Origin of the sequence: Pseudomonas parafulva, assembly GCF_002021815.1 — a bacterium.
Lineage (GTDB): Bacteria > Pseudomonadota > Gammaproteobacteria > Pseudomonadales > Pseudomonadaceae > Aquipseudomonas > Aquipseudomonas parafulva_B.
Genome location: NZ_CP019952.1, coordinates 2,609,178 through 2,633,607 on the forward strand (window position 1 = coordinate 2,609,178; position 24,430 = coordinate 2,633,607).

The 24,430-nt window shown below is 61.4% G+C and carries 18 protein-coding genes; 10 read left to right on the plus strand and 8 right to left on the minus strand.

Annotated elements, in window-relative coordinates; translation table 11 throughout:
• Nucleotides 1-86 precede the first annotated feature (86 nt).
• The 4 genes from cyoA to cyoD are packed head-to-tail and all read left to right on the plus strand — an operon-like array spanning nt 87 to nt 3,899.
• The gene (gene cyoA, locus B2J77_RS11660) at nt 87-968 is read left to right on the plus strand and encodes a ubiquinol oxidase subunit II (RefSeq protein WP_194286107.1); all 882 of its coding nucleotides are present in this window, start codon (nt 87-89) and stop codon (nt 966-968) included.
• Between the two features lie 4 nt (nt 969-972).
• Nucleotides 973-2,946, plus strand: coding sequence for a cytochrome o ubiquinol oxidase subunit I (gene cyoB / locus B2J77_RS11665; protein ID WP_078478704.1), 1,974 nt, complete (start codon nt 973-975; stop codon nt 2,944-2,946).
• Nucleotides 2,947-2,949: 3 nt separating this feature from the next.
• The gene (gene cyoC / locus B2J77_RS11670; protein ID WP_058639365.1) at nt 2,950-3,561 is read left to right on the plus strand and encodes a cytochrome o ubiquinol oxidase subunit III; all 612 of its coding nucleotides are present in this window, start codon (nt 2,950-2,952) and stop codon (nt 3,559-3,561) included.
• Nucleotides 3,558-3,899 (plus strand): cytochrome o ubiquinol oxidase subunit IV, encoded by a 342-nt coding sequence (cyoD, locus tag B2J77_RS11675; RefSeq protein ID WP_392516116.1) that lies wholly within the window; start codon nt 3,558-3,560, stop codon nt 3,897-3,899. Before cyoC ends, cyoD begins: the two co-directional genes overlap by 4 nt.
• A gap of 50 nt (nt 3,900-3,949) precedes the next feature.
• Here the strand turns inward: cyoD and B2J77_RS11680 are convergent, their stop codons facing one another.
• Entirely contained in the window at nt 3,950-5,182 is a 1,233-nt protein-coding gene (locus tag B2J77_RS11680; RefSeq protein ID WP_058639367.1) for an MFS transporter, read from the minus strand.
• A 70-nt stretch (nt 5,183-5,252) separates the two neighbouring features.
• Nucleotides 5,253-5,930 (minus strand): RraA family protein, encoded by a 678-nt coding sequence (locus B2J77_RS11685; protein WP_058639368.1) that lies wholly within the window; start codon nt 5,928-5,930, stop codon nt 5,253-5,255.
• A gap of 222 nt (nt 5,931-6,152) precedes the next feature.
• On the opposite strand from B2J77_RS11685, the gene B2J77_RS11690 reads away from it, so the two are divergent.
• The 3 genes from B2J77_RS11690 (at nt 6,153) to B2J77_RS11700 (ending at nt 9,552) form a co-directional block, all read left to right on the plus strand.
• Entirely contained in the window at nt 6,153-7,130 is a 978-nt protein-coding gene (locus tag B2J77_RS11690) for a hydroxyacid dehydrogenase (RefSeq protein WP_058639369.1), read from the plus strand.
• 73 nt (nt 7,131-7,203) lie between these two features.
• Complete coding sequence (locus tag B2J77_RS11695) at nt 7,204-8,532, plus strand: MFS transporter (protein WP_078478705.1); 1,329 nt, start codon at nt 7,204-7,206, stop codon at nt 8,530-8,532.
• Between the two features lie 99 nt (nt 8,533-8,631).
• The gene (locus tag B2J77_RS11700) at nt 8,632-9,552 is read left to right on the plus strand and encodes an amidohydrolase family protein (protein WP_058639371.1); all 921 of its coding nucleotides are present in this window, start codon (nt 8,632-8,634) and stop codon (nt 9,550-9,552) included.
• A gap of 93 nt (nt 9,553-9,645) precedes the next feature.
• Here the strand turns inward: B2J77_RS11700 and B2J77_RS21505 are convergent, their stop codons facing one another.
• The 4 genes from B2J77_RS21505 to B2J77_RS11715 all read right to left on the minus strand — a co-directional run bounded on the left by B2J77_RS21505 (nt 9,646) and on the right by B2J77_RS11715 (nt 13,879).
• The gene (locus B2J77_RS21505) at nt 9,646-9,804 is read right to left on the minus strand and encodes a hypothetical protein (protein WP_165919269.1); all 159 of its coding nucleotides are present in this window, start codon (nt 9,802-9,804) and stop codon (nt 9,646-9,648) included.
• A gap of 17 nt (nt 9,805-9,821) precedes the next feature.
• Nucleotides 9,822-10,937, minus strand: a complete 1,116-nt coding sequence (locus B2J77_RS11705) for a catalase family protein (protein ID WP_078478706.1) — start codon at nt 10,935-10,937, stop codon at nt 9,822-9,824.
• Between the two features lie 90 nt (nt 10,938-11,027).
• Nucleotides 11,028-13,382: an FdhF/YdeP family oxidoreductase gene (locus B2J77_RS11710; protein WP_078478707.1), complete on the minus strand. Its 2,355-nt coding sequence runs from the start codon at nt 13,380-13,382 to the stop codon at nt 11,028-11,030.
• Between the two features lie 314 nt (nt 13,383-13,696).
• Nucleotides 13,697-13,879 (minus strand): hypothetical protein, encoded by a 183-nt coding sequence (locus tag B2J77_RS11715; protein ID WP_078478708.1) that lies wholly within the window; start codon nt 13,877-13,879, stop codon nt 13,697-13,699.
• Nucleotides 13,880-14,769: 890 nt separating this feature from the next.
• Between B2J77_RS11715 and B2J77_RS11720 the strand changes: the two genes are divergently transcribed.
• Nucleotides 14,770-17,088: a TonB-dependent siderophore receptor gene (locus B2J77_RS11720; RefSeq protein WP_228385142.1), complete on the plus strand. Its 2,319-nt coding sequence runs from the start codon at nt 14,770-14,772 to the stop codon at nt 17,086-17,088.
• Between the two features lie 51 nt (nt 17,089-17,139).
• Here B2J77_RS11720 and B2J77_RS11730 read toward each other — a convergent pair whose 3' ends face one another.
• On the minus strand, nt 17,140-21,474 hold the full coding sequence (locus B2J77_RS11730) for an NEL-type E3 ubiquitin ligase domain-containing protein (RefSeq protein ID WP_178091257.1): 4,335 nt from the start codon (nt 21,472-21,474) through the stop codon (nt 17,140-17,142).
• A gap of 223 nt (nt 21,475-21,697) precedes the next feature.
• Between B2J77_RS11730 and nhaA the strand changes: the two genes are divergently transcribed.
• The gene (gene nhaA, locus B2J77_RS11735; RefSeq protein WP_058637239.1) at nt 21,698-23,032 is read left to right on the plus strand and encodes a Na+/H+ antiporter NhaA; all 1,335 of its coding nucleotides are present in this window, start codon (nt 21,698-21,700) and stop codon (nt 23,030-23,032) included.
• 157 nt (nt 23,033-23,189) lie between these two features.
• Nucleotides 23,190-24,047 (plus strand): SDR family oxidoreductase, encoded by an 858-nt coding sequence (locus tag B2J77_RS11740; protein WP_078478710.1) that lies wholly within the window; start codon nt 23,190-23,192, stop codon nt 24,045-24,047.
• A 39-nt stretch (nt 24,048-24,086) separates the two neighbouring features.
• On the opposite strand, the gene B2J77_RS21510 is transcribed toward B2J77_RS11740, so the two are convergent.
• A complete protein-coding gene (locus B2J77_RS21510) occupies nt 24,087-24,227 on the minus strand; it encodes a hypothetical protein (protein WP_167340226.1) in 141 nt (46 codons plus the stop codon).
• Nucleotides 24,228-24,430 lie beyond the last annotated feature (203 nt).

Below are 24,430 nucleotides of genomic sequence, written 5' to 3' on the forward strand. Positions count from 1 at the left end.
CAGGTGATAGCCGAAACATCTGCCAACAAATACGGGACGCTCACATGGCCAGGGAACCAAAAACGGCAAGCCGACTGCTTTGGATAATGGCGCTAGGCACTGTGGCACTCCAGCTCTCGGGCTGCGACATGGTGTTATTCAACCCCAAGGGGCAGGTGGGGCTCGAGCAACGCAACCTGATCATCCTCGCCACCCTGCTCATGCTGATCGTGGTGATACCGGTGATGATCATGGCGCTGGTGTTTTCGGTGCGCTATCGGGCCTCGAACGAAAAGGCCCGCTATACCCCCGACTGGGGCCACTCGCGGCTGATCGAAGCGGTGGTATGGGGCGTACCACTGGCCATCATCATCGTGCTGGGCGTCGTCACCTGGCGCTCGACCCATGCGCTGGACCCGTACCGGCCGCTGGCATCCGATACCCCGGCGCTCAAGGTCCAGGTCATCGCCATGGACTGGAAGTGGCTGTTCGTCTATCCCGAACTTGGCATTGCTTCGGTCAACGAGATGGCGATGCCTGTGGACACGCCCGTCGACTTCAGGGTGACTTCCGACGGGGCCATCACCTCGTTCTTCATCCCAGCCCTGGGTGGCCAGATCTACGCCATGGCCGGGATGCAGACACGGCTGCACCTGATCGCCAACCACGCAGGCGACTACACGGGGATCGCCGCCAACTACAACGGGCCGGGGTTCTCGGACATGCACTTCAAGGCGCTGGCCCTCGACCCGGCAGGCTTTGAAGAGTGGGTCAAACGCACACGCGCTGCCGGGCGCCAGCTCGATGGGGCTGCCTACACGCAGTTGGCCAAGCCCAGTATTGCCCACCCGGTAGAACATTATGGCCAGGTCGAGCCGCACCTGTTCCAGTCGCTGATCGACAAGTACCAGGGCGTCAACCGCTCCCGCGAGGTCGAGCGCCGGCTTGGCGATTCCCAGGGCGAGAGCACCCAAGGCAGCAAGGAGTAAGACCATGTTCGGAAAACTGACCTGGAATGCCATTCCCCTCCACGAGCCGATCATCATGTACACGCTGGCCGTCGTCGGGCTGCTGGGCCTGGCGGTCGTGGGGGCCATTACCTACATGGGCAAATGGAAATACCTGTGGCAAGAATGGTTCACCACCGTGGACCACAAGCGCATCGGCGTGATGTACATCGTCGTCGCCTTGGTGATGCTGCTGCGCGGCTTCGCCGACGCGTTGATGATGCGCACCCAGCAGGCCATGGCCTCGAACGGCTCGCCCGGCTACCTGCCACCTGAGCACTACGACCAGATCTTCACCGCCCACGGGGTGATCATGATCTTCTTCATGGCCATGCCGTTCGTGGTCGGGCTGATGAACGTGGTGGTACCCCTGCAGATCGGCGCACGCGACGTGGCCTATCCATTCCTGAACGCCGTCAGCTTCTGGCTGTTCGTCTCCGGCGCTGTACTGGTGAACCTTTCGCTGGGCATTGGCGAATTTGCCCGCACAGGCTGGGTGGCCTATCCCCCGTTGTCGGGCATCGGGTACAGCCCCGGGGTGGGGGTGGACTACTACATCTGGGCGCTGCAGATATCCGGGGTCGGCACCCTGCTCACCGGGCTGAACTTTTTCGTCACCATCTTGAAGATGCGTACCACCGGCATGACGCTGTTTCGCATGCCAGTGTTCACCTGGACGGTATTGTGCACCTCGATCCTGATCCTGGCTGCCTTTCCCATTCTCACTGCCACCTTGTTCATGCTCACGCTTGATCGCTATTTGGGCATGCACTTCTTCACCAATGAACTGGGCGGCAACCCCATGATGTATGTGAACCTCATCTGGGCCTGGGGCCACCCCGAGGTGTACATCCTCATACTCCCAGCGTTCGGTATCTTCTCGGAGGTGGCCTCGACGTTCTCGCGCAAGAAGCTGTTCGGCTACTACTCCCTGGTGTGGGCGACCATCGTCATCACGGTGCTGTCGTTCATCGTCTGGGTGCACCACTTCTTCACCATGGGCGCCGGGCCCAACGTGAATGCGTTCTTCGGCATCATGACCATGATCATCGCCGTGCCCACCGGGGTGAAGATCTTTACCTGGTTGTTCACCATGTACCGGGGCCGAGTACGTTTCGAGACGCCGATGCTGTGGACGGTTGGCTTCATCGTCACCTTCAGCATCGGGGGCATGACCGGGGTCCTGCTGGCGGTGCCTGGGGCGGACTTCCTGTTGCACAACAGCCTGTTCCTCATTGCCCATTTCCACAACGTGATCATCGGCGGCGCGGTCTTCGGCTACCTCTGCGGCCTGACGTACTGGTTCCCCAAGGCCTTCGGTTTCAAGCTCTACGACCCCTTGGGGCGTGCTGCCTTCTGGTGCTGGTTGGCTGGATTTTACTTTGCCTTCATGCCGTCCTACTTCCTGGGGTTCATGGGCATGACCCGGCGCCTGAATCACTTCGACGTACCCGAGTGGCGGCCCTTGCTGCTGCTGGAAATGGTCGGGGTACTGATCATTCTGTGCGGCGTGGCCTGCCAGGTCATGCAACTGGTGGTGAGTATCCGCAAACGTCATGAGAACCGCGACACCACAGGCGACCCCTGGGACGGGCGTACGCTGGAATGGGCGACCGCTTCGCCGCCCCCGTTCTACAACTTCGCCGAACAACCGGTCGTGGGCGGCATCGACGCGTACTGGGGGATGAAGGAGAAAGGCGTGAAAACCCTGGCCGAGATGGATTTTCGCAAGATCCACATGCCTTGCAACACCAGCCTGGGCCTGGTGCTAGGCGTTCTGTCCACGGCGCTAGGCTTCGCGTTGATCTGGCACATCTGGTGGTTGGTCATCGCCAGTACACTGGCAGTCATCGCCACCCTGATCGTGCGCAGTTACGACCCCGATACCGACTACTACATCCCGGCCGAAGAGGTCGAACGGATGGAAACCGAGCGGCGCCAACGGCTGGCGGAGGCCTGAATCATGTCCCATGTCGTGCACAACGAAACGGCTCGCGAGCAGGAGCATGGCCACGAAGACGCAGGCTCCCTGAGCCTGTTCGGCTTCTGGGTCTACCTGATGACCGACTGCATTCTGTTCGCCACCCTGTTCGCTACCTACGCGGTGCTGGGCCAGTCTGTGGCAGGTGGGCCCAGCGCGGCGGACATCTTCGAACTGCCCTATGTGCTGGTGGAGACGTTCCTGCTGCTGTTGAGCAGCATCACCTACGGCTATGCGATGCTCGCCAACCACCGTCGGGACAAGCGCTGGGTATTGCGCTGGCTGGGCGTCACGTTTCTCCTCGGCCTGGGCTTCATCGCCATGGAGATCAACGAATTCCATCAGCTGATCAGCGAGGGCGCAGGCCCTGAACGCAGCGCGTTTCTGACGGCGTTCTTCACGTTGGTGGGCACTCACGGCCTGCATGTGCTGGTGGGATTGATCTGGATGGCCCTGTTGATGATGCAGGTCCATCAACGCGGCCTGACCTGTGCCAATGCCACACGCTTGAGCTGCCTGAGCCTGTTCTGGCATTTCCTGGACATCGTGTGGGTATGCGTGTTTACCGTCGTCTACCTGTTCGGGGTGATCTGATGAATCGTCAAAGCCATGTGCCTAGCAGTGCCGGCGCTAGCCAGAGCAGCCACCGTTCCTACAACACTGGGTTCGTCCTGGCCGCCCTGCTCACCCTGCTCCCCTTCGGGTTGGCCATGTACCCCAGCCTGCCGCGTCACCTGACCTTCATCGCTGTGCTGGTGTGCGCCCTGTTCCAGATCGTGGTGCACATGGTGTTTTTCCTGCACCTGACCACAGCGCGAGAGCAGCGTTGGAACCTGGTCGCGCTGGTATTCACGGTGGTGATCATCACGCTGTTGGTGGGGTTGTCGCTGTGGATCATGTACTACGTGCACTACAACATGCTCGGGTTATGACGTTCTTCCCATTCGGGCTGGCCTGCCAACAGCAGGCCAGCCCGGCGCGTTTATGCAGCCCGACGGTTGCGCCATGCACAAGTCCCCGCCACACCCAACAGCAACACTGCCCCGGCTGCACCCAAGGTAGCCGGGGCGCCAACCCGAGCAGCCAGCAGCCCGGCGGCCATTCCGCCCAGTGCCTCGAAGCCGAAGCGCATGGCGATGTAGAACGCAATGACACGTCCGCGCAAATGGCCTGGCGCTTGGCTCTGCAGCTGCATGTTGGTGCTCACGTTGCTCAGCGTGATACCGAAACCCAGCACCACCAGGGCAAACAATGCCAGCTGCAACTGACCTGCCCAGCACAACCCCAGTAGTGCCAGGGCGCAAAGCCCTGCGCCCATTTCGATGAACTGGCGAAGGCGAGGCAAGGCTCCGCCCACCGCCAGCACCAGCGTGGCCACGAACGCGCCCGCGCCCGCCGCGCCCCAAAGCCAGCCCAGCACCCGTGCGTCACCGGCATACACACTCTTGGCCAGGATCGGCAAGAGCGCTGCATAGCAGGATGCCAGGAGGTTGACCATGATGACGTTGAACAGCAATTGCCTGACGCCTTGCTCGCGCCATAGATAAGCGAGGCCCTCACGGAACACCTGGGCGGTGGAACCTGTAGCCCGAGGGCTGGCTTTGGCTTGCACCTTCAGCAACCCAACGAGCAAGGCGGTGAAAGCAAAGGCGGTCAAGGCAAAGCACGCCGCCTCCCCTGCCACGGCAATCAAGCCACCGGCCAATGGCGGGCCGACGAAGCGGGCCGCGTTGATGAGCATCGCGTTTAGCACCAGCGCATTGGGCAGGTCTGCCGGGTCATCCACGAAAGAAGCAATCAGGGCTTGGCGCAGTGGCGTTTCGACGGCGTTGAGCAAGCCCAGCAGCAACGCCATGGCGGCGATGAAAGGGCCATCTACCCAATGCGCCCAGGTGGCCAGCCCAAGCACGGCTGACTGCACCACCAGTATCGACTGGACGACGATCAGCAATCGGCGCTTGTCATGGCGATCGATCCAGGCGCCTGCCAGAGGGCCAATGACCAGTTGCGGGGCGAGGGAAAGGAAGGTGATCAGCCCCAGCAATACGGCTGAACCGGTCAAGTGGTAGGCCAGCCAGGACAGCGCGACTTGCTGAACCCACTTGCCCAAGGTGGAAACACCCTGGCCTGCGAAGTAAACCTGGAAGTTGCGGTGGCCCAGTGCGCGTACCGCAGAGGGCCAACGGGTACGAGGGGGCGGCGTCAGGTCTGACAAGTGAGCAAGTCCTCAGGTGAGAAGCCGCCGCCATTGAAGGATCTTGCTCGTACCACGTGCGGGTCGATCCTCAGCCTGGCAGCAGGCAGCCTTTCTTTTTCAAGGATTCCAGGACCCAGGTGCGGTCATTGGTACCTTGAGTGATATGTTCCATTTGCGCCGTTTCGGCAGCGTGCTTGGCCGTGGCGCGTTGGTAAACCTCTGCGACATGGGCATAGGGTACGCACAGCAAGCCGTCATCGTCACCGATGATCAGGTCCCCAGGTTCGATCACCATGCCATCGATGGCGATTGGCACATTGATCTCACCCGGTCCGTCCTTGTAAGGGCCGCGGTGGGAAACACCGGCAGCGAAAAGGGGGAAGTCACCGGCCTTGATGCTTCCGGCATCGCGGATTGCACCGTTGATGACGATACCGGCTACACCGCGCTTTACAGCGTACGCCACCATCATCTCGCCGATCAGTGCATTGGTCATGTCGCCGCCAGCATCGACCACGATCACATCCCCTGGCTCGGCGATGTCGATGGCGTAGTGCAGCATCAGGTTGTCACCAGGGCGGGCCTTGACTGTCAGCGCCGCGCCGCACAGCACGCCTTCCCGGTGCATGGGACGCAAACGCGCACCACCGGCCGTCATGCGATTCATCGAATCGCTGACGTTGGCAACCGGCACCTCGCGGTAGCGCGATACCCATTCATCACCGATTTTGCGCGTGCGTTCAAGCACCTGGAAACCAATGCTCATGTGACCTTCCTCTCTTGGATTTATTGGGCGCGCCCCAGGCAAACCAGAACGCCATTTCAGAATGTCATTTCATTAAACGCATTTCAAGGATTTTAAATGGCGATAATTACGGAATCTGATTGACGATAAAACTGTTGTTGCAACGCCATTTCATTATGCTACGTTATTGGTGAAAGCACTCAGTGCAGTCCTACCGTCTTGAACAAAAACAAGGTATCGACGATGTCCCGTACCCTTCTGCTGACCGGTCCGGCGCTGGCCGACCAAGCGATGCGCCTGGCCGAACAACACGCCATCCGCGTCATCCCCACCACGCCCTATCTGCCCGAGCAAGAGCTCGAAGCGATCATTCGCGCAGAGCAACCCGATGGCATCATCGTGCGCCAAGGCAGCCTAACCCGCGCCATGATCGACGCCTCCAGCGCATTGAAGGTGGTGGCCAAGCATGGGGTTGGCTACAACACCATCGACATCCAGGCCGCCGCCGACCGTGGTATTCCTGTCTCCATCGCCGTTGGGGCCAACGCCCAATCAGTGGCCGAGCACGCTTTTGCGTTGATGTTCAGCGTCGCGCGCCAGACCGCCTTACTCGATGCGCGCATGCGCGAAGGCCACTGGGACAAGGCCACTGCCAACGGTATGGAATTGGCGGGCAAGACCCTGGGCTTGGTCGGCCTTGGCTCGATTGGCGCGATCCTGATGGACTTGGTGGCGCCGCTGCGCATGAAGGTCAAGGTTTACGACCCTTACCTACGGCAACTGCCCGTGCGTGACCACGTCGAGCGCGAAGAGGATTTCGATCGCTTGCTGGCCGATAGCGATATCATCAGCCTGCATTGCCCGCTCACGGACACCAACCGCAACCTCATCGGCGCCCAGCAACTTGAGCGCATGCGTCCCGGCTCCATCTTGATCAATACCGCACGTGGCGAGCTGGTCGATACCGATGCACTGGTGCATGCGTTGAGCGAACGCCGTATCGGGGGTGCCGGCCTGGACACCTTCCACCCCGAACCGCCTCCGGCCGACAGTCCGCTGTGGGGCCTGCCAACCCTGGTCGCCACACCTCACATCGGGGCCAACACCAGCGAAGCCCGGGACCGCGTAGGCCTGGTTGCCCTGCAGCAAGTCCTCGATGCCTGGGACGGCAAGGCGCTGGACCCGCGCTGTGTGGTGAACCGTCACCTGATCGATAACTGATTGCACCTGCGCCGGCTGGTCCGGCGGCACGGACCACTGCGTAACTCCAGAAAAAAAACAATTGGAGAGCACCATGAAACCAGCCTCAACCCCGCCCAGCGAGCTCGAACGCGCCACCATGCGCCGTGTTGCCTGGCGCCTACTGCCCTTTCTGATCATCTGCTACCTGATCGCGATCATCGATCGCGGCAACATCGGCATGGCATCGTTGCAAATGAACCAGGACCTGGAGTTGTCAGCCAAGGTCTTCGGTTTCGCCAGCAGCTTGTTCTTCTTCGCCTACTTTCTGGTGGAAGTACCCAGCAACCTGGCCATGCAGCGCTACGGTGCGCGCATCTGGATCGCGCGCATCATGATCACCTGGGGGCTCATCTCCGCCGGTACCGCCTTCGTGCAAGGCGCCAACTCGCTGTATGTGATGCGCTTTCTGCTGGGCGCAGCCGAGGCCGGGTTCTTCCCTGGGGTGTTGCTCTACCTCACCTACTGGCTGCCGTCGGCGTATCGCGCGCGCATGGTGGCGCTGTTCATGGTCGCCATTCCCGCCGCCAACTTCATCGGCTCGCCAATTTCGGGGCTGCTCTTGAGCCTGGACGGCTGGTTGGGCATGCGCGGCTGGCATTGGCTGTTCATCCTCGAGGGCATCCCGGCGGTGCTGCTGGGTATCGCCTGTCTGTTCGTACTCACCGATCGGCCTGAACAGGCCAAATGGCTGAACGACGAGCAACGCGGCTGGCTCACCGTGCGGCTGGCCGAGGAACGAGCGCGGAAGACCACCATCGGTCATATCTCGCTGTGGAAGCTGCTGCGCCACAAGGACATCTGGGTGCTTGCGCTGATCTACTCGGGCGCCTCGGCGGCCGGCAGCACCATGAGCGTCTGGGCGCCACAACTGCTCAAGACGTTCGGCCTGAGTTCCATGGAGATCGGGCTGGTGAACGCTATTCCGTACGGCGTTGCCTCGATCCTGATGGTCATTTGGGGTCGCAGCTCCGACCGCACCGGTGAACGTCGCTGGCACACCGCGATGACCATGTTGCTGATTGCGGCCGGCCTGCTGATGACCCTGTTCACCTCGTCGCTGCCGGCCACGGTGGTGATGCTGACCATAGTGCTGGTGGGGGCCTACTCCATGAAAGGCCCGTTCTGGGCACTGGTGTCGGGCTGGTTGTCCTCCTCCACTGCAGCGGCTGGGCTGGCTGCGGTCGGCGCCATGGCCAACCTGATCGGAGGTGGCTTGATGGTCAACGTGTACGGCGCCATCCATGACGCCACGGGCAGCTATGCCCTGGCGCTGATGCCACTGGCGGCGCTGTGCACGCTGGCCGGGGTCATGGTGTTGGTCATTGGCCGCAAGCGTCAGGTGGAACAGGCGCAGGCCGCAGGAACGTTGGCTACCAAGTAGAAGCCGCCTGGCGTTCGATTGGCGTCCATGGCACGCACGACGTGCCGTGGAGCCGGTGAAACCGGTGCCAAGTCAAAACACAACAAAATAGAGGCTGTAATGGCTTTATCACGTCGAAGATTTCTTCAGGCGACCGGTAGCCTGAGTGTCCTGGGTGCAATGGGCGCTGCGGCCAGCGTCCCGTACAGTCAGGGTGAAGACCGTCCGCGTCTGGTCCCGCCTTCCGGCAGCGTGGACTGCCACATGCACCTTTACGACAGCCGCGTCCCAGCGGCACCGGGTGCTACCTTGTTGCCGCCGGACGCGTCTTTGGACGACTACCGCCAATTGCAACGCCGACTGGGCCTGCGCCGCATGGTCATCGTCACGCCTTCGACCTACGGTACGGACAACCGTGTGATGCTCGAGGGACTGGCCCGCAGCGGTACAGATGCACGGGGCATAGCCGTCGTCGCCAGCACCGTCAGCGATGAGGAGCTTGCTCGCTTGCACGGGGCAGGCGTGCGGGGCATTCGCTTCAACCTCAGCACCGGTGGGCAAGCGCTCGACGGCATCGAGCTGCTCGCGGCGCGGGTGAATGAGTTGGGCTGGCACGTACAACTGGCCACAGGCCCGCTACTGGCCGATATCGCTCCACGGCTGGCTGCGCTGCCTGGCAAGGTAGTCATTGATCACATGGGGCACGTACCACAACCCGAGGGTGTTCTGTCGCCTGCCTTCAAGGCGCTGGATGGGCTCATGCAACAAGGTCGCACCTGGGTCAAACTTTCTGGTCCCTACCTGCGTTCCAAAACGGGCGCTCCCCATTTTGAGGACGTGGGCCTGGTGGCACGCAGGTTGATCTCACACTACCCTCAACGCCTGCTATGGGGCAGTGATTGGCCGCACCCCACCCAGTCCCTGCAGAACAAGCCTGATGATGCCGCATTACTGGATACCTTGCTTGACTGGGCACCGGATGACCAGGTTCGGCAGCTGATCCTGCGGGATAACCCCGTGGACCTGTACGGCTTCGCCTAGCGCTCGCGCTTAGCCTCGCACGACCCGGATCGCCTACACATCGATGCTCTACACACTGGCGCCGCCGCTGCTCAAGCGACGGCGCCAGTGAACTCAGAGCGATTCGCCGTCGTCCTCGATATCCATCTCAGCCTCAGCTGCCTCCGTGGCATCCGCGTCGTTGAGCGCAGGGGAAGTGGGTTTCAACGGATCGTTGATATACGGCACATCGCTTGGGCCTTTCTCTTCAGTGCCCGCGGTTTCTGGTTGCATGGCGTACTCTCCTCGACTTACAGGCTCGGCCCTTTGAAACCGGGCTCATGGATTGGGCAACCATTGTGCTGCCCACGAAAATTTGCCGACATTTCATAGGCCGGCTTGCGCACCCGCATCACGCCGCCCAACGGCCTGTGCGCCGCCAAGCCGTGCCAAGGGCTGAACGCCATGCCGTCGTCGATACGGCGCACATTCTCTTCGCTCCACGCGGCTTGAGGCTTGACCTCCAAGGTGGCCACGCTCACATAAGGGCTAAGCGCTTCGGGCCACTGCTTGGATGCATCTTCGATCGGCATCTGATCTAGATCGGTGGCCAACTGCACCCGGAGTTCCCAGACGCCACCTTGGCTTGCAAAAAACGCCTCCACCGCGTGGCGCAGCCCGTCTGTGTCATCTTTGAGGTCCACGACCTGATCGGTCAGCGCAGTCAAGGCCGTCGACACGGGCACTACCGCAAGTTTTGCGTAGTAAGGGCCATAGAGCACAGGTACGACGGTGCTGAAGCTTTCGCCAAGAATGTGGGTTTGAGGATGCCCGCCAAGGCTTTTGAGGGTGCCGCTCTCGCCGCCAAACGCTTCGACCACCTTTTCTGCACCGCGCAGCACCGCGGACAATGCCTTTTTGGTACCCGGAGCTTTGTCAGTGGTCTTGGCGAGCAACTTCAACGTCTTGAGAAACGCCTTGGGGTCTGGCGCGGTAAAGGCTTTGGCATTCTGCATGACAAAGTCCTGGGTGACTTGCCCTTCACTGCCTGGCAACCGCGGGCCTTGCACGCCTACGATTTTGAGCGCCAGCCCCCGTGGGGTGGAAACCTTGTCGTCGAGGATGTCACCTGGGTTGGTGGAAAACCGCAGATAGGCATCGAACTCACCGGGTGTGGCGAAGGCTCCCTGAGCGAGCTGCGCAGGCAGCCCCGGCGCCACCTTCAGTGTGCCGCGCAATAATCCATGTGCTTTGGCATGAACGCCCCGATTGGCGTGACCATTGTCATTGAAGGTGATCTCCATGATCTGACGCAGCGTATCCTGCAACGCCTGGCTGGTCTGTGCCTCATCCTCGGGAATCTGCTCAAAACCGGGCTCGAAAGGCAATGGCACTACCATCGCGGAGTCATCAGGCAGCTTGTTCATTACGGCGCTCCTGTCGTCTAGGGACGAACAATGGAATGGATTATCAACGTATAGCCTGCAAGGCCCTGCATGGCCCAACCTTCAAAGCGCTCAATTGATCTGATCGTGTGCCGGCACTGCCTTGCTCAGGTCATCAGCGGACGGCTCCACCTTGCGCAGCGTAACCGGCACGCATTTGGCGGCGGGCACCTTGCTTCGTTCAGCGTGATGCCACAGCGGGATCAGGGGATTGCACTCGGGGTAGTAAGCGCCGGCGCAGCCCTCCGGAATGTCATAGGCGATGATCTGCAAAGGACCCACTTCTCGCACCACCTTTGGCTCGACAGCGGTGCGTAGCAGCACCCAATCGCCTGCAGCCAAGCCCAACCGAACCACATCGCTGCGATTGAGGAACACGACGCTGCGGGTACCTTGTACGCCGCGGAAACGGTCGTCATAGCCATAGACGGTGGTGTTGAACTGATCATTGCTGCGCAGCGTCATCAATTGCAGCACATCATGCGCCGAAACAGTGGGCTGCAAGTCGTCGTCCTCATCAAGGCGCTGGGGCGCCACGAACTGGGCTTTGCCAGACGCGGTCTGCCACTCCCGCTTGGCCGCGGGCAAGGGCCTATGGAAGCCGCCGTGCTCCCACATGCGGGTCTCCATGTCGTGAAATATCTCGGGGTAGACCTGGCTAATCGCTTTGCGAATCAATGCATAGTCGTGTCGCCAAGCATCCCAATCGATGGTAGTTCGCTGACCCAAGGTCGCTTCAGCCAACCCGGCAATGATCGCCACTTCGGAGCGCAGTTGCTCGCTGGCCGGCTCGTTGCGGCCCTGCCAGGCGCGGATGCAGCCGGTACTGTCCTCGGTGGTATAGACCTGCTCCACCCCCTCCTGACGATCCGCTTCGATGTGCCCCAGGCAGGGCAATAACCAGCCATGTCGACCTGGGAATAGATGCGTGCGATTGAGCTTGGTAGCCACCTGGACGTTCAGCGTCAGCGTCTGCCAGGCCGCCTCCATGCGCTGGGTGTCGGGGATCGCCCGCAGGAAATTACCACCCAGGCCGATGAAGGCCTTGACCTTGCCCTCGACCAGCGCCTGGCAGCAGTCCACCGTGGCCATGCCCTTGTTCGGCGGGACCTGCACGCCAAACAGCGCTTGCAGTTTTTCAGCCGGAACCTTGCCCGGGTCTTCAGTGATACCGACCGTGCGCTGGCCCTGCACATTCGAGTGTCCGCGCACTGGACAGATGCCTGCGCCAGGCTTGCCAATGTTGCCGCGCAACAGCAACAGGTTGACCAGCATCTGCACGTTGTCGACACCGCGTCGGTGCTGGGTCATGCCCATGCCGTAGACGATCATGACCTTGCTGCTGCGGGCATAGACGGTGGCTGCAGCTTCCATGGCAGCGCGCCCGAGACCGGACTGACGCTCCAGGGTCGCCCACTGATGGCCCTGAACGTCCTCTCGCAGCGCATCCAACCCGTCGGTGTGCGCCTGGATGAACGCATGGTCCAGAACGGCCGGCTTGCCCTGCTCATTTGCGTGCTGCTCCATCGCGAGCAGGGCCTTGATAATCCCCATCACTGCAGCCAGATCACCCCCGACCCTGACCTGGTGATATTGAGTGCTGATCACGGTCGAGTCAGGCCCCAGCATCTCACTGGGAGATTGTGGATTGACGAAGCGCTCGAGCCCCCTCTCACGCAGTGGGTTGAAGGTGATGATGGGCACATCGCGCTTGCGCGCTTCCTGCAGCGGGTGAAGCATTCGCGGGCTGTTGCTGCCCACGTTCTGGCCGAAGAAGAAAATGCAGTCGGTGTGTTCGAAGTCTTCCAGCGTGACGGTGCCGACAGGTACGCCGATACTCTCCTGCAGCCCGACCGATGTACTCTCATGGCACATGTTCGAGCTGTCCGGGAGGTTGTTGGTGCCATAGGCACGGGCGAACAGCTGGTACATGAACGAGGCTTCCAACGACGCCCTGCCCGAGGCGTAGAACACCGCTTCGTCAGGCGTCAGGGCTTGCAGCTGTTGGCCAATTTGCTGATATGCCTCTGCCCAGGTGGTGACTTGGTAGCGATCGCTGGTCGGGTCGTAGCGCATGGGATGGGTCAACCGGCCTTGCTGCTCCAAGGCGTAATCGGTCCATGTGCGCAGCGCTGACAGGGTATGGGTGGCGAAGAATTCCGGGCCGGTGCGGTGGCGGGTGAGTTCCCAGGCAGTGGCCTTGGCGCCGTTCTCGCAAAATTCCAGCGCGTGTGGGTTGCCAGGCTTGGCCCAAGCACAGCTGACGCAGGCGAAGCCGTTGGGTTTGTTCTGTCTGACCAGTGCCATGGGTGCCGTGGTGAAGGCTTGTTCACGCCAGAGTATGCTCATGACAGAACGCGCCGACCCCCAACCGCCTGCTGCATCTTGGTAGGGCTTGTATCGCGCTTGAGGGTGGATAAGCGACATGGCCGCCTCGCTGTAGTTATGTCTGCATATTTCGAGGCGGAGTGGGAGATGGAAGTTCAAGCGTGCATGGTGTCTGCTGGCTAAGCGGCGGGAGGCGGGAGGCGGGAGGCGGGAGGCGGGAGGCGGGAGGCGGGAGGCGGATGGGAGCTTATTACAGGGGTCCGCCGCAGGTTGGCCCTTTTTATGATATCTACCCAATAAATGCCGGGGGCCGCTGTGCGGCCCATCGCGGCCGGTCCGGCGCCCCGGCAAGACCGCTCCTACATTAGGAGTGAGGCTATCTGCAAGCAATGCGCAATGTAGCGTTATGCAACTTAGACACGCTTAGAATCTATTCTTCTCAGATTATTGCCGTTGCCGTTGCTGTTGCTGTTGCTGTTGCTGTTGATCTTGATCTTGATCTTGATCTTGATCTTGATCTTGATCTTGATCTTGCTTTTGATCTTCGCGACTTCAGAAGGCCGAACGCAGGTCTTGCGGAGGGAGGTGACAGGCATGGATGCCTGTCAAGCGCTGGGCCCCAGGATGGGGCCTACAGCGCGGTCCTCCCGGGAGCAAGGCCGGAGTGAGGGAACCCCGAAGCGTAGCGTAGGGGCCGTATGAATGGAGCACAGCGTTTTTTGGTTACTTTTTGTCGCGTTTGACAAAAAGTGACTCGCCGTAATGGCGAAAAGGTGACTAAGCGTCGCCATCGCAAATGGACTATGCTCTCTTTCAACACCCACGCCAACGCAACCAAACTTAAAACTTAAAACTTAAAACTTCAAACTTGAAACTTGAAAGCGTGGGCGCGCACAGCAAGTTGGTATTCATTGCCGCGGGTGGCGCACAGTCACCTTTCCGCCCTTACGGCGGCTCACTTTTTGTCTTGTCAAAAAGTGAGCAAAAACCGCCTGCTCCTATCATCCGGCCCCTACGCTACGCTCCGGGGTTCCCTCGCTCCGGGCTTGCTCCCGGGAGGACCGCGCTGCAGGCCCCATCCTGGGGCCCAGCGCTTGACAGGCATCCATGCCTGTCACCTCCCTCCGCAAGCCCTGCGCTCGGCCTCCTGAAGTCGCGATCTGCGGCGCCTGAGCTACCGCGCGCTTAGAAGCCAAAGCAACAGCAACAGCAACGGCAACGGCAACGGCAACGGCAACGGCTAGTTGTATGGGACGATTTTAGTATCGCCCTGGCCATGGCTCATCCTCTGCCAGCCCTGGTGAATCGTCGTGCTCGTTCGTTCATGTAAAAAAGCGGCGGATAAGCCGCGATCACGCCTAGGACGAACGGACACGCCATGACACTTCGCAACCCGTCAATTCCCCTTGCCCAGATGTTACGCCTAACCTTGCTAGGCATTGCTCTCTCGCCCCTTGCTCACCAGCCCGCCCTGGCAGCTGATCAAGTGCAGACGATCTCCTTCGATATCGCCCCCGGCCCGCTCGGCAGCGTACTGGAGGAATACGCCCAGCGCGCCGCCATTTCGGTGTCATTCGCCCGTACAGCCCTCGCCGAACTTCGCTCAAGCGGCCTGCAAGGAAACTATGGCGCATGGGAAGGGCTCGATCATCTGCTGCAAGGCACTGGCCTGCGCCTTGGTCGCGACGCTAACGGTGGCTACCTTGTGCTTGCCCCTGCCCCGGGCACCAGCGGGGCAATGGAACTGACCGCCCTGAGCATTTCCGGCAAGGCCCCCGGTGCCCTCACCGAAGGTTCGGGCGCGTACACCACCGAATCGTCCAGCAGCTCTACGCGCCTGAACCTGTCACTCAAGGAAACCCCACAATCGATCACGGTCCTGACGCGCCAGCGCCTGGACGACCAGAAGCTCGATACCCTCACCGACGCACTGGACGCTACCACCGGCATCACCGTCATTCGCGAAAGCCTTGGGGCCGACAGCACGGCGTACTTGTCCCGGGGCTTTGCCATCCGCAACTTCGAGATCGACGGCGTCCCCACGTCGGCGAACATGGACAACTACACCCAGAACACAGCCATGTACGACCGGGTGGAAATCGTGCGCGGCGCCACAGGCTTGATCAGCGGCATGGGCAACCCATCGGCCACCATCAACCTGATCCGCAAACGCCCCACCGTTGATCCTCAAGTGCAGTTGAGCGCAGAGGCCGGAAGCTGGGACCGCTACGGCCTGGGCGTTGACGTGAGCGGCGCGCTCGATGAAAGCGGCAGGCTGCGTGGCCGCCTGGTGGCCGATCACAAGGACCAGCACGCCTGGATCGACCGCTTTGACCAACAGCTCTCGACCCTGTATGGCATCACCGAACTGGACCTGGGCGACGAGACCCTGCTGACGGTGGGCCTCAGCCATCAGGTCACCCACAGTACCGCCCCCATTCGCACTGGCTTCCCGCTGTTCACCACGGACGGGGCGCGCACGCATTTCTCCCGCTCGTTCAATACCGCGCCAGACTGGAGCTATTACGACCGGCAGCAAAGTACCCTCTTCACCTCGCTAGAACATCAGTTCGCCAACGGCTGGAGCGGCAAGGTGGAGTACAGCCATGCGCGCAACGACTACGACACCGTGATCGCCTACGTCGATGGCGAAATCGACCCAGCAACCGGTGCCGGGGCTACGATCAACCCGACCCGCTGGAAGGCCGCGCCCACCCAGCACAGCCTGGACGCCTACCTCACCGGCACCTTCGATGCCCTGGGGCGCGAGCACGAAGTGATCGGCGGCGTGACCCTGTCACGGACCGAGGAAAGAGGCACATCCAACTTCGGCGGCTGGCAGAGTGCTCGAACGGGCTACGACGACACCATCGACAACATTTTCAACTGGAACGGATCGTCCCCCAAGCCGGTGTTCACCCAAATCGGCACTACCGACATGACCGAAACCCAGTACGCAGGCTACCTGACCTCGCGGCTGCACCTGAGCGATGCCGCCAGGCTGATCCTCGGGGCACGCGTGGTCGACTGGAACAGGGTGAACAAGAGCGCGCTCTATACCGGCTCGCGTCAACGTACCGAGCGAACCGAAAACGGTGTAGTGATCCCCTATGCTGGGCTGGTCTATGACCTGAACGATACCTGGGCTGCCTACGCCAGCTACACGCAAATCTTCAACCCGCAAGGTAACCAGATTCGCGATGTCAAGGGCTCGCCCCTCGACCCGCAAGAAGGCACAGGCTACGAAGTGGGGTTGAAAGCCGATCTGCTCGACAAACGCCTGACCGCAAGCCTGGCCCTGTTCCGGGTGGAGCAGGACAACCTGGCAATCGCCGATGGGCGCTTGCTGCAGCCCAACGGGTTTCAGGCGTATCGCGCCGAGAGCGGCACCACCAGCGAAGGTGTAGAGCTTGAGCTCAATGGTGAGCTGGCCGATGGCTGGCAGGTCATGGCAGGCTATTCCTACAACGTCAGCTTCGATACCAACGACCAGCGCATCGTAACCGAGATTCCGCGCAATAGCGTGAAGCTGTTCACCACGTACCGCCTGCCGGGCGAGCTGGACAAATGGACTGTCGGCGGCGGGATCAACTGGCAAAGCGAAACGGGCTATGCCCTGAGCTACGCCACCACCCAGAGCAGTTATGCGCTGGTCAACCTGATGACGCGCTACCAGGTGACGCCGCAGCTATCAGCCAGCGTGAACGTCAGCAACCTGTTCGACAGACACTACTTGACGACCACGGCAGGCGGGATCTACGGCGCCCCACGCAACGTCATGACGACGCTGCGCTACAACTTCTGAGGCCCATGCCCGTCGGCGGATGAGCGGGCCCGTCAATGACGGGCCGCGTAGTTATGCCAACTCTCCCTCCCAGGGATGCTCCGACAGCAGCCGCAAGGTCAGCGACAGTGTCAGCTGACGCTCGGACGCGCTGCGCTCATCGGCCAGGTTACCCACGGCCTCGAGGATCTGCTGCTCGGTCATACCTTCCTGGCCCTGCAAAAGCCCCTCGAGCCGGACGTGATAGGGCTGGTTCAGCGTCTCGTATTCGCCTGAATACGAAGTTCGCAGAAAATCGATCCAGAACGTGCGCTGCAGCAGCGAGTCTGCAATCCGCGCATTGCTTTCTGCCAGCAGAATGCTGCGCGCGGCGTCACGCAGATGCACATCGTTGACGTCGGAAAATACCCGGTGATACATGTAGCGCGACTGAGCCGGCAGCCCCAACGGCCGGACCAATCCGGCCCGGTACGCTAGGTGTATCTCCACTTCATCGATCAGGCCGTAGGGGTTGGTGGCCCTTTCCCTGGCAATGTGCTGGGCTGCAACGCGGTCCACCTCGTCCAGGCGATAGAGCTCGCGACCAATGCGCACCAGCGCAGGCGCCGTGTCTGTGGCGGCAAGCCCTGCGGTGCGAGTCGTGACCAGTGCACGTACCTCGAACAGGCTAAGCATCAGCAGCATCTGATCAGCACAGGTGCGCGGCCCTGCTGCCTGCTGGAAGACAGCTTCACGGACTTGCGAGTTTTCAACGCAAACCTCGATCAACGCCCAGATGCGCCTGCGCAGATCGATGCCTTGAAAGTGATAATCGTTCGAGCGCCCGAGGTCGTTGAAGAACCGCATCAGGTCATCGCTGCCAGGTTCGTCGGCCAGCGCCTTCCAGTGCTCGGAGCGGAGCACACGCTCCTCAGGGCTGGAGTCAGCCAACCACCGTTCGAGGGATTCCTGCCCGCCAGGGCCATGACGGCGCAGGGGCAAGGCCGTTGCACCCGCATCGCCCAAGGTGCCGCGCAGCTCGGTCTGGGTTGGTTCGGGAACAGGGTTGTCATGCAGGCTGAGCCCGGCCAGCCGCCGGTGGGAGTGAGCAAGGGTTGGGCTCATGTCCGCAATGCGGTTATCGCGAAGATCGATTTCTTCCAAGGCAGGATGCATGTAAACCTCGACCGGCAGCTCAGCCAGGCCCGTGTCACGCAGGTGTAGCCGCTGTAGATCCAGCAGCCGTCCCAAAGGTGGCAGTTGGCCGATCGGGTTGTGCGACAGGTCAAGGGTGCGCAACCGGGTCAATGCACTGAGCCTTGCCAGGCCTGCGTCGTCGATAACGATCTGGTTGCGCGTCAGGCGCAGCTCGGTGAGCTGGGTCAGTGCCTGGACGCCCTCTGGAACACTGCTCAGCAAGTTGTGGCTCAGATCCAGGGTGCGCACATTAGGGAATCGCTCGAGAAACCCCTCGGTGATGTTCGACAAATGGGCGCGGCGCAGCGTCAAGTGCGTAACGTGATCGAATATAGCGTGCGCAGGCAGCACTGGCAGGCTGTCAATGCGTTCGCTGTCGATGACCAGGCGGTACTCGCCGTCGACGTCAGGTCGCTTGCGCCGCCAGCACTGGCGGATGCGACGGGCAATCTGTCGACGGCGCTCGGGCAGCGGTGCCGTAGTCGCTTCCCGGCGCCAGGCAGTCAGATTGTCACCCAGATCCACAAGGCATTGCTGCAAGGTACGCAGGTGATCCCATGGTTGCTGACCCTGCAAACGTACCCGCTCAAGATACACTTCGATGTCCATCTCGCTGAGTGTCGGAAAGATCTGCTGGTAGCCCTGAAGCATGGCTCGCCGCGACCCTTCCGGACGACCACTGAGCGCATAGCCAATGCGACCATCGCCAAGACGCATCGGGGGCCTGGATTTACCGGGCGGCGCCATGCCCAAGAGCTGCGCAGCCTGCACTCGGTCAGCAAAAGCATGGTCTGCAAGCGCATTGGCAAGCTTGGCTGGCGTGGCCGAGACTGCCCCCATATCTGCGCGTTGTGATGGATCAAGGGTGCGCAGAAGTGCGTGAAAAAAACCGTCATCAACGACGGCACCGGGCAGAGCGCGTCCTGTGTGATCGGCTGCCAGATAGCCCTGTTTCGTAAGGATAAGAAAACGCGTCTCAGACGCCGCTGTAGCGCCCACGCTGGCCCGTACGTCGCCGTCTAGCTTCGTCTCGCGCACTTCCACCCTGATTGACGAATCCCAAGGCCAGCTGGCGTCCAGCAAACCCAAAGCCAACTGCTCGGTGTCTCTGTTCACGGCGTTCGTCTGCTCGAAACCGGCGCACGCGCGGTCCAGGCGAGCGTCATGCAAAGCCCATCGGGCTCGCTCGGCCAGCGCAAGCGGGACTTTGTGCTGTTCCAGCAGTTGTTTGCGTTCACCATCGCCGGCAGTGGCGAGCAACTCTCGGCCTGCCCGGGTGGAAAGCGTAGGAAAGTCCCGGTGCAGCGGGCCTGCTGCCCGCTCAGGGACCGTCTGTACAGCCCGCCAGTGAGCTTCGAATGCTTGCCCACGTAGCCGCGCAAACGCGTCATGCAACTCATAGCGCTGCACGGCATCACACAACCGCGCTGGTGCGGGTGCATTTTCCAGGTGCAGGCGTCGCAGGGAGGCTTCGTTCATGCCTACGCTACGCAGTACTGCTCGCGCAGCCGATTGCCCGACCAGAGCAAGATTCGAACCTAGACGTCTCATTAGCACATGCGCTTCATGCCACTCCTGAGGGCGCTCAAGCGCATGTCGCATACCGCCTGTACCATTGTCCTCCAGGCCGATAGTGGGTGCGTGGTCACGCTCGGGATGCTCGATGGCGAGTCGCTGACCACTTGCCTCGAGTCGGTAAGCACTGCTGTCGATACCTACATGGAGGCGGTCATGCAACAGGCCACGCTGCCCCTGTGCCAGGTGCATGTCCGGTACCGCATAACCCGGCAGATCGACGCGGGCCAAGCGGTGTTCGCCGGCGCGCGACAGTACGGGGACGAGTTCATCTATCACACGCTCCCGCGCCACTGCATTCCCGGCCGCCCCAGCCGCTGCGCTCACCCCGATCATGACCACATTCTGCGCCACAGACACCAGGTGACTGAGCGCTGCCTCCCGATCGCCCAGCGTCCAATCATGATAACCCTCGATTACCTCATCGGTGATCTGACGTGCTGCCAGCGCAAGTAATGGCAGCCCGAGTTCCGGTACGAAAAAACTCGCCAGCCCCAGCAAGTCAATGCCCAGTCCGTGGAGGAAATGTGTGCGTCGGTCGCGCGCACTGCTATCTACGGAGCCATTGGGCACGGCCAGCACCTGAGCATTATCAAGTACGGTATCTACTTGCACTTCACGCAGATACCGGATCAAGTCGCCCTGAATGGCTTGGTGTCGCCCGTCCAGTGCGATTGGCTCTTGGGCAGCCGTGCTGGCCAGCAAGTGCTTGAAACCCTTTACAAAGTGCAGTCGGTCGCGCTCTTTGACAAAGCGTTGGAAGAACTGCCGGTAGGCAGGTTCACGCAAACGCATACCCAAGCTGCGGAACAAGTCCGACCACGAAGCAAAGGTAGCGATGGCACCATGCGGATCGTCCGGTACCCACAGAAGCAGGCCCTGCGCCGTGGAGGAGCCGTGATCAGTCTGCGGTTCGAATACCGTGATGCCAGTGATGACCCGACCCAGCAGCCGAAGCTCGCTGAACGTACCCAGCGACTTTTCGCCTTTCCCTTCAACGGCGCCGCTCAGGTAGTCCAGGAGTTGCCCGGCAACGACACCTTGCACACGCGCCAGCTCAGTTGCAGCCAGCAGGCTAGTGCGCCAACCTTCTTCGAGCACGGCGTTAACGTGACGTCGGCGGCTATCGTCGGCGAACAGCACGTGCTTGAGGTGTTGCTGATAAGTAGCGCCCAGATCCAGGGATCGACAGACCCCCGCGAATGCACGGGGACGCAAGGCAATCATATTCCCATCGGCGTCCACCAGGTCCGATTTCGGCAACCAGGCTACTTCAGCAGTCTCACGTCTATCGAAATTATGCAACGCACAGACTAGCAACGGTTGCACCAAGGTCGTCGGGACCACGTGATCAGGCACGGTGCCGAGACCGGATGGGTAACGCACATGCACCGCGCGGCGCAGCTTGGCGGTACGAACGTCTACCGGACGATGCAGAAGTTTCTCCAATGCGGCCTCCAGCAGCGTGCTGGCGAACGTATCGAGCGGCTTTATGCCGGCGAATACGGCTTGAACCTGCTCGCGGGCGCGCTGCTGGGCGCTTAGTGCCTGGTGCAGGATCTTGATCTGCTCAACCGTAGCGCTCGTCATCCAAGGCGGTAATCGATTGGCGATGAATGTATCAACGGAGTCATCGGGGAAGGGCTGGTTGGTCATGTAGCACCTGCACGTAGTAAAACCGAAAGTGAGCCAGCTCCGGCAGCCAGCCCCGAGGTAATTATCTAGAGCCATCGAAACAGCAGCGGTGTTCCACGCAACTGCACGTCCCCTGAAACGGTCATTTGCGCTACAATCGCGCCCGGGTGCTAGCTGCTTGGGGCAGTGACGCAGGTTAAAAAAGCTACGCAGGTCGGGCCGCCATGCGGGAGTCATTGCGCCTATGCAAAACACCAAGGTCCCCAAAGCACAGCAACTGGCCGAGCGTGCGCTGGCCAGCCTCGAACGTTTCCTGCACATCGAAGCCGTCAGTGGTGTGGTACTGCTGATCGCCGCCATCGCCGCCCTGATCTGGGCCAATTCCCCGGCCGCCGCCAGCTACGACGCCCTCTGGCACACACCAATCACGCTGGGTATCGGCTCGCTGGTCTATTCCCAGTCCCTGCATTTCTGGATCAATGATGGCCTGATGACGATCTTCTTCCTGGTGGTCGGGATGGAGATCCGCCGCGAGATCCATGAAGGTGCCCTTTCCAGCCTGCGCCAGGCGTCCTTGCCCATGCTGGCAGCCATGGGTGGGGTAGCCGTGCCTGCCATGGTCTACCTGGGCTTCGGCCATGCGCCTAGCGAGCAGCAAGGCTGGGCGGTGCCGACAGCCACCGATATCGCGTTCGCGGTCGGCGTCTTGGCGCTGCTGGGCAAGTCGATCCCGTCGAACATTCGCGTCTTTCTGCTGGCACTGGCGATCATCGACGACATCATCGCGGTGCTGATCATCGCCGTGTTCTACTCCGGTGGCCTGGACTACCTGGGCTTTGCCGTCGCGGCAGCGGGCCTGCTGCTGGTCCTGATCATGCAGCGCATCGGCGTGGGCTCGGCCTTTGCCTATGTCATCCCAGGCGCGATCACATGGGTGGGTGTGCTGATGACCGGTGCCCACCCTACCCTGGCAGGCGTCGTCCTGGGGCTGATGACCCCCGTCACCAGCCGCCCTATGTGGGAACGTCCTGTAGAGGCCGTATCGCGCCTGAGCGAAGAAGTGGTCGGCCGGGCCAAAGCCGCGACCCAGGACGCCAGCCAATTGCTTACGCCACTCAAGCACCTGCGGGTGGCGCAACGTGAAGTGCTGCCGCCGGTGTTGCGTGTGCAGAGTGCGCTGCACCCTTGGGTGGCATTCGGCATCATGCCGCTGTTCGCCTTGGCCAATGCCGGGGTGAGCCTGTCGGGCGTCAACCTGGACAGCGAAACACCGCGCTGGGTGATGGAGTCGGTGATGGCGGCGTTGGTCATCGGCAAACCGGTAGGCATCGTCGGCATCAGCTGGCTGATGGTGCGCTTGGGGCTCTGCTCGTTGCCGCCAGGGGTCAACTGGAGCGGCATCACCTTGATCGGGCTGCTGGCAGGTATCGGCTTCACCATGTCCATCTTCATTGCCAACCTGGCGTTCGCCAGCCCTGCGGCGCTGGGTGCGGCCAAGTTGGGCGTGCTGGCAGGTTCGGTGGTTGCGGCCTCGCTGGGCCTGGCATGGGGCGCATGGCGCGTGCGCGGTAAACACTGATAGCGTCCAAGCTGTTTCCCCATGCTCAAGCGCATGGGGAAACACGCTGAGGGGTTGCCCACGGCCGCTCGTCGTCCCAATCGTCGATCCAAGTCAACCCAGGGCAACGGGACCTTTCGAACAGGTACGAGCATTCTCAACTGCAGGAGCTTCTACCATGCGCGACTACCCTACCCCACCCTTCCCCTCTCAGCCCCAGACCGTACCCGGCTCCCAGCCGAAAATGGACCCGGTACCGGACTGCGGCGAGCAGACCTACGTCGGCCATGGCCGGCTCGAAGGCAAGAAGGCGCTGATCACCGGCGGCGACAGCGGCATCGGCCGCGCGGTGGCCATCGCCTATGCCCGTGAAGGCGCCGATGTCGCCATCTCCTACCTGGATGAACACGAAGACGCCGAAGAGACCAAGCGCTGGGTGGAGGCAGCCGGGCGCAAGTGCTTACTGCTGCCAGGCGATCTGGCGCAGAAGCAGCAATGCCACGCGATCGTGGAGCAGACCGTTGCCGAGTTCGGCCGCATCGACATTCTGGTGAACAATGCCGCCTTCCAGATGGCCCACGAAACGTTCGAGGAAATCGAGGACGAGGAATGGGTAAAGACCTTCGACACCAACATCACGGCCATCTTCCGCATCTGCAAGGCCGCCCTGCCGTCCATGCCCAAAGGCAGCTCGATCATCAACACCAGCTCGGTCAACTCCGATGATCCGTCTTCATCGCTGCTGGCCTACGCGGCGACCAAAGGCGCCATTGCCAACTTCTCTGCAGGGCTTGCGCAACTGCTGGCCAAAAAAGGCGTGCGCGTCAACAGCGTCGCGCCAGGCCCGATCTGGACGCCGTTGATCCCCGCGACCATGCCCGACGAAGCCGTCAAGAATTTCGGCTCCAGCTACCCCATGGGCCGCCCTGGCCAACCGGTGGAAGTGGCGCCGATCTACGTACTGCTGGGTTCGGACGAAGCCAGCTACATCAGTGGCTCGCGCTATGCGGTCACAGGCGGCAAGCCCATTCTCTGACTGACGCGGGGCTCTGCACGACAGAGCCCCTGCGCCACCTCACGGCATCAGGATCGCCTGGGCGCGGTCGATGGAAGGCACTGGCATACTGTCTCTGCTCACCATGAGCCACTGACGCATGCGAGCAGTGTCGAATATCTGGCCTTCTTCCATCATCGTCAGAATCAATGCCTGGGACATTCGGTAACACCCACACTGGGCGCACTGGCGCTGCTCCCACCCGCCGGCACATTCGATGGACTCTGCTTGTCCTGCGCATATCAGACAGCTCATATAAGCCCCCTTCTTGTTCTTGTTCACCAGAGCGTGGTCCCATGACCTGCCCAACCCGGACATGGCCAACTTTCATGAGATATCCGTGCCAATGCTTAAATTCAGTGAAA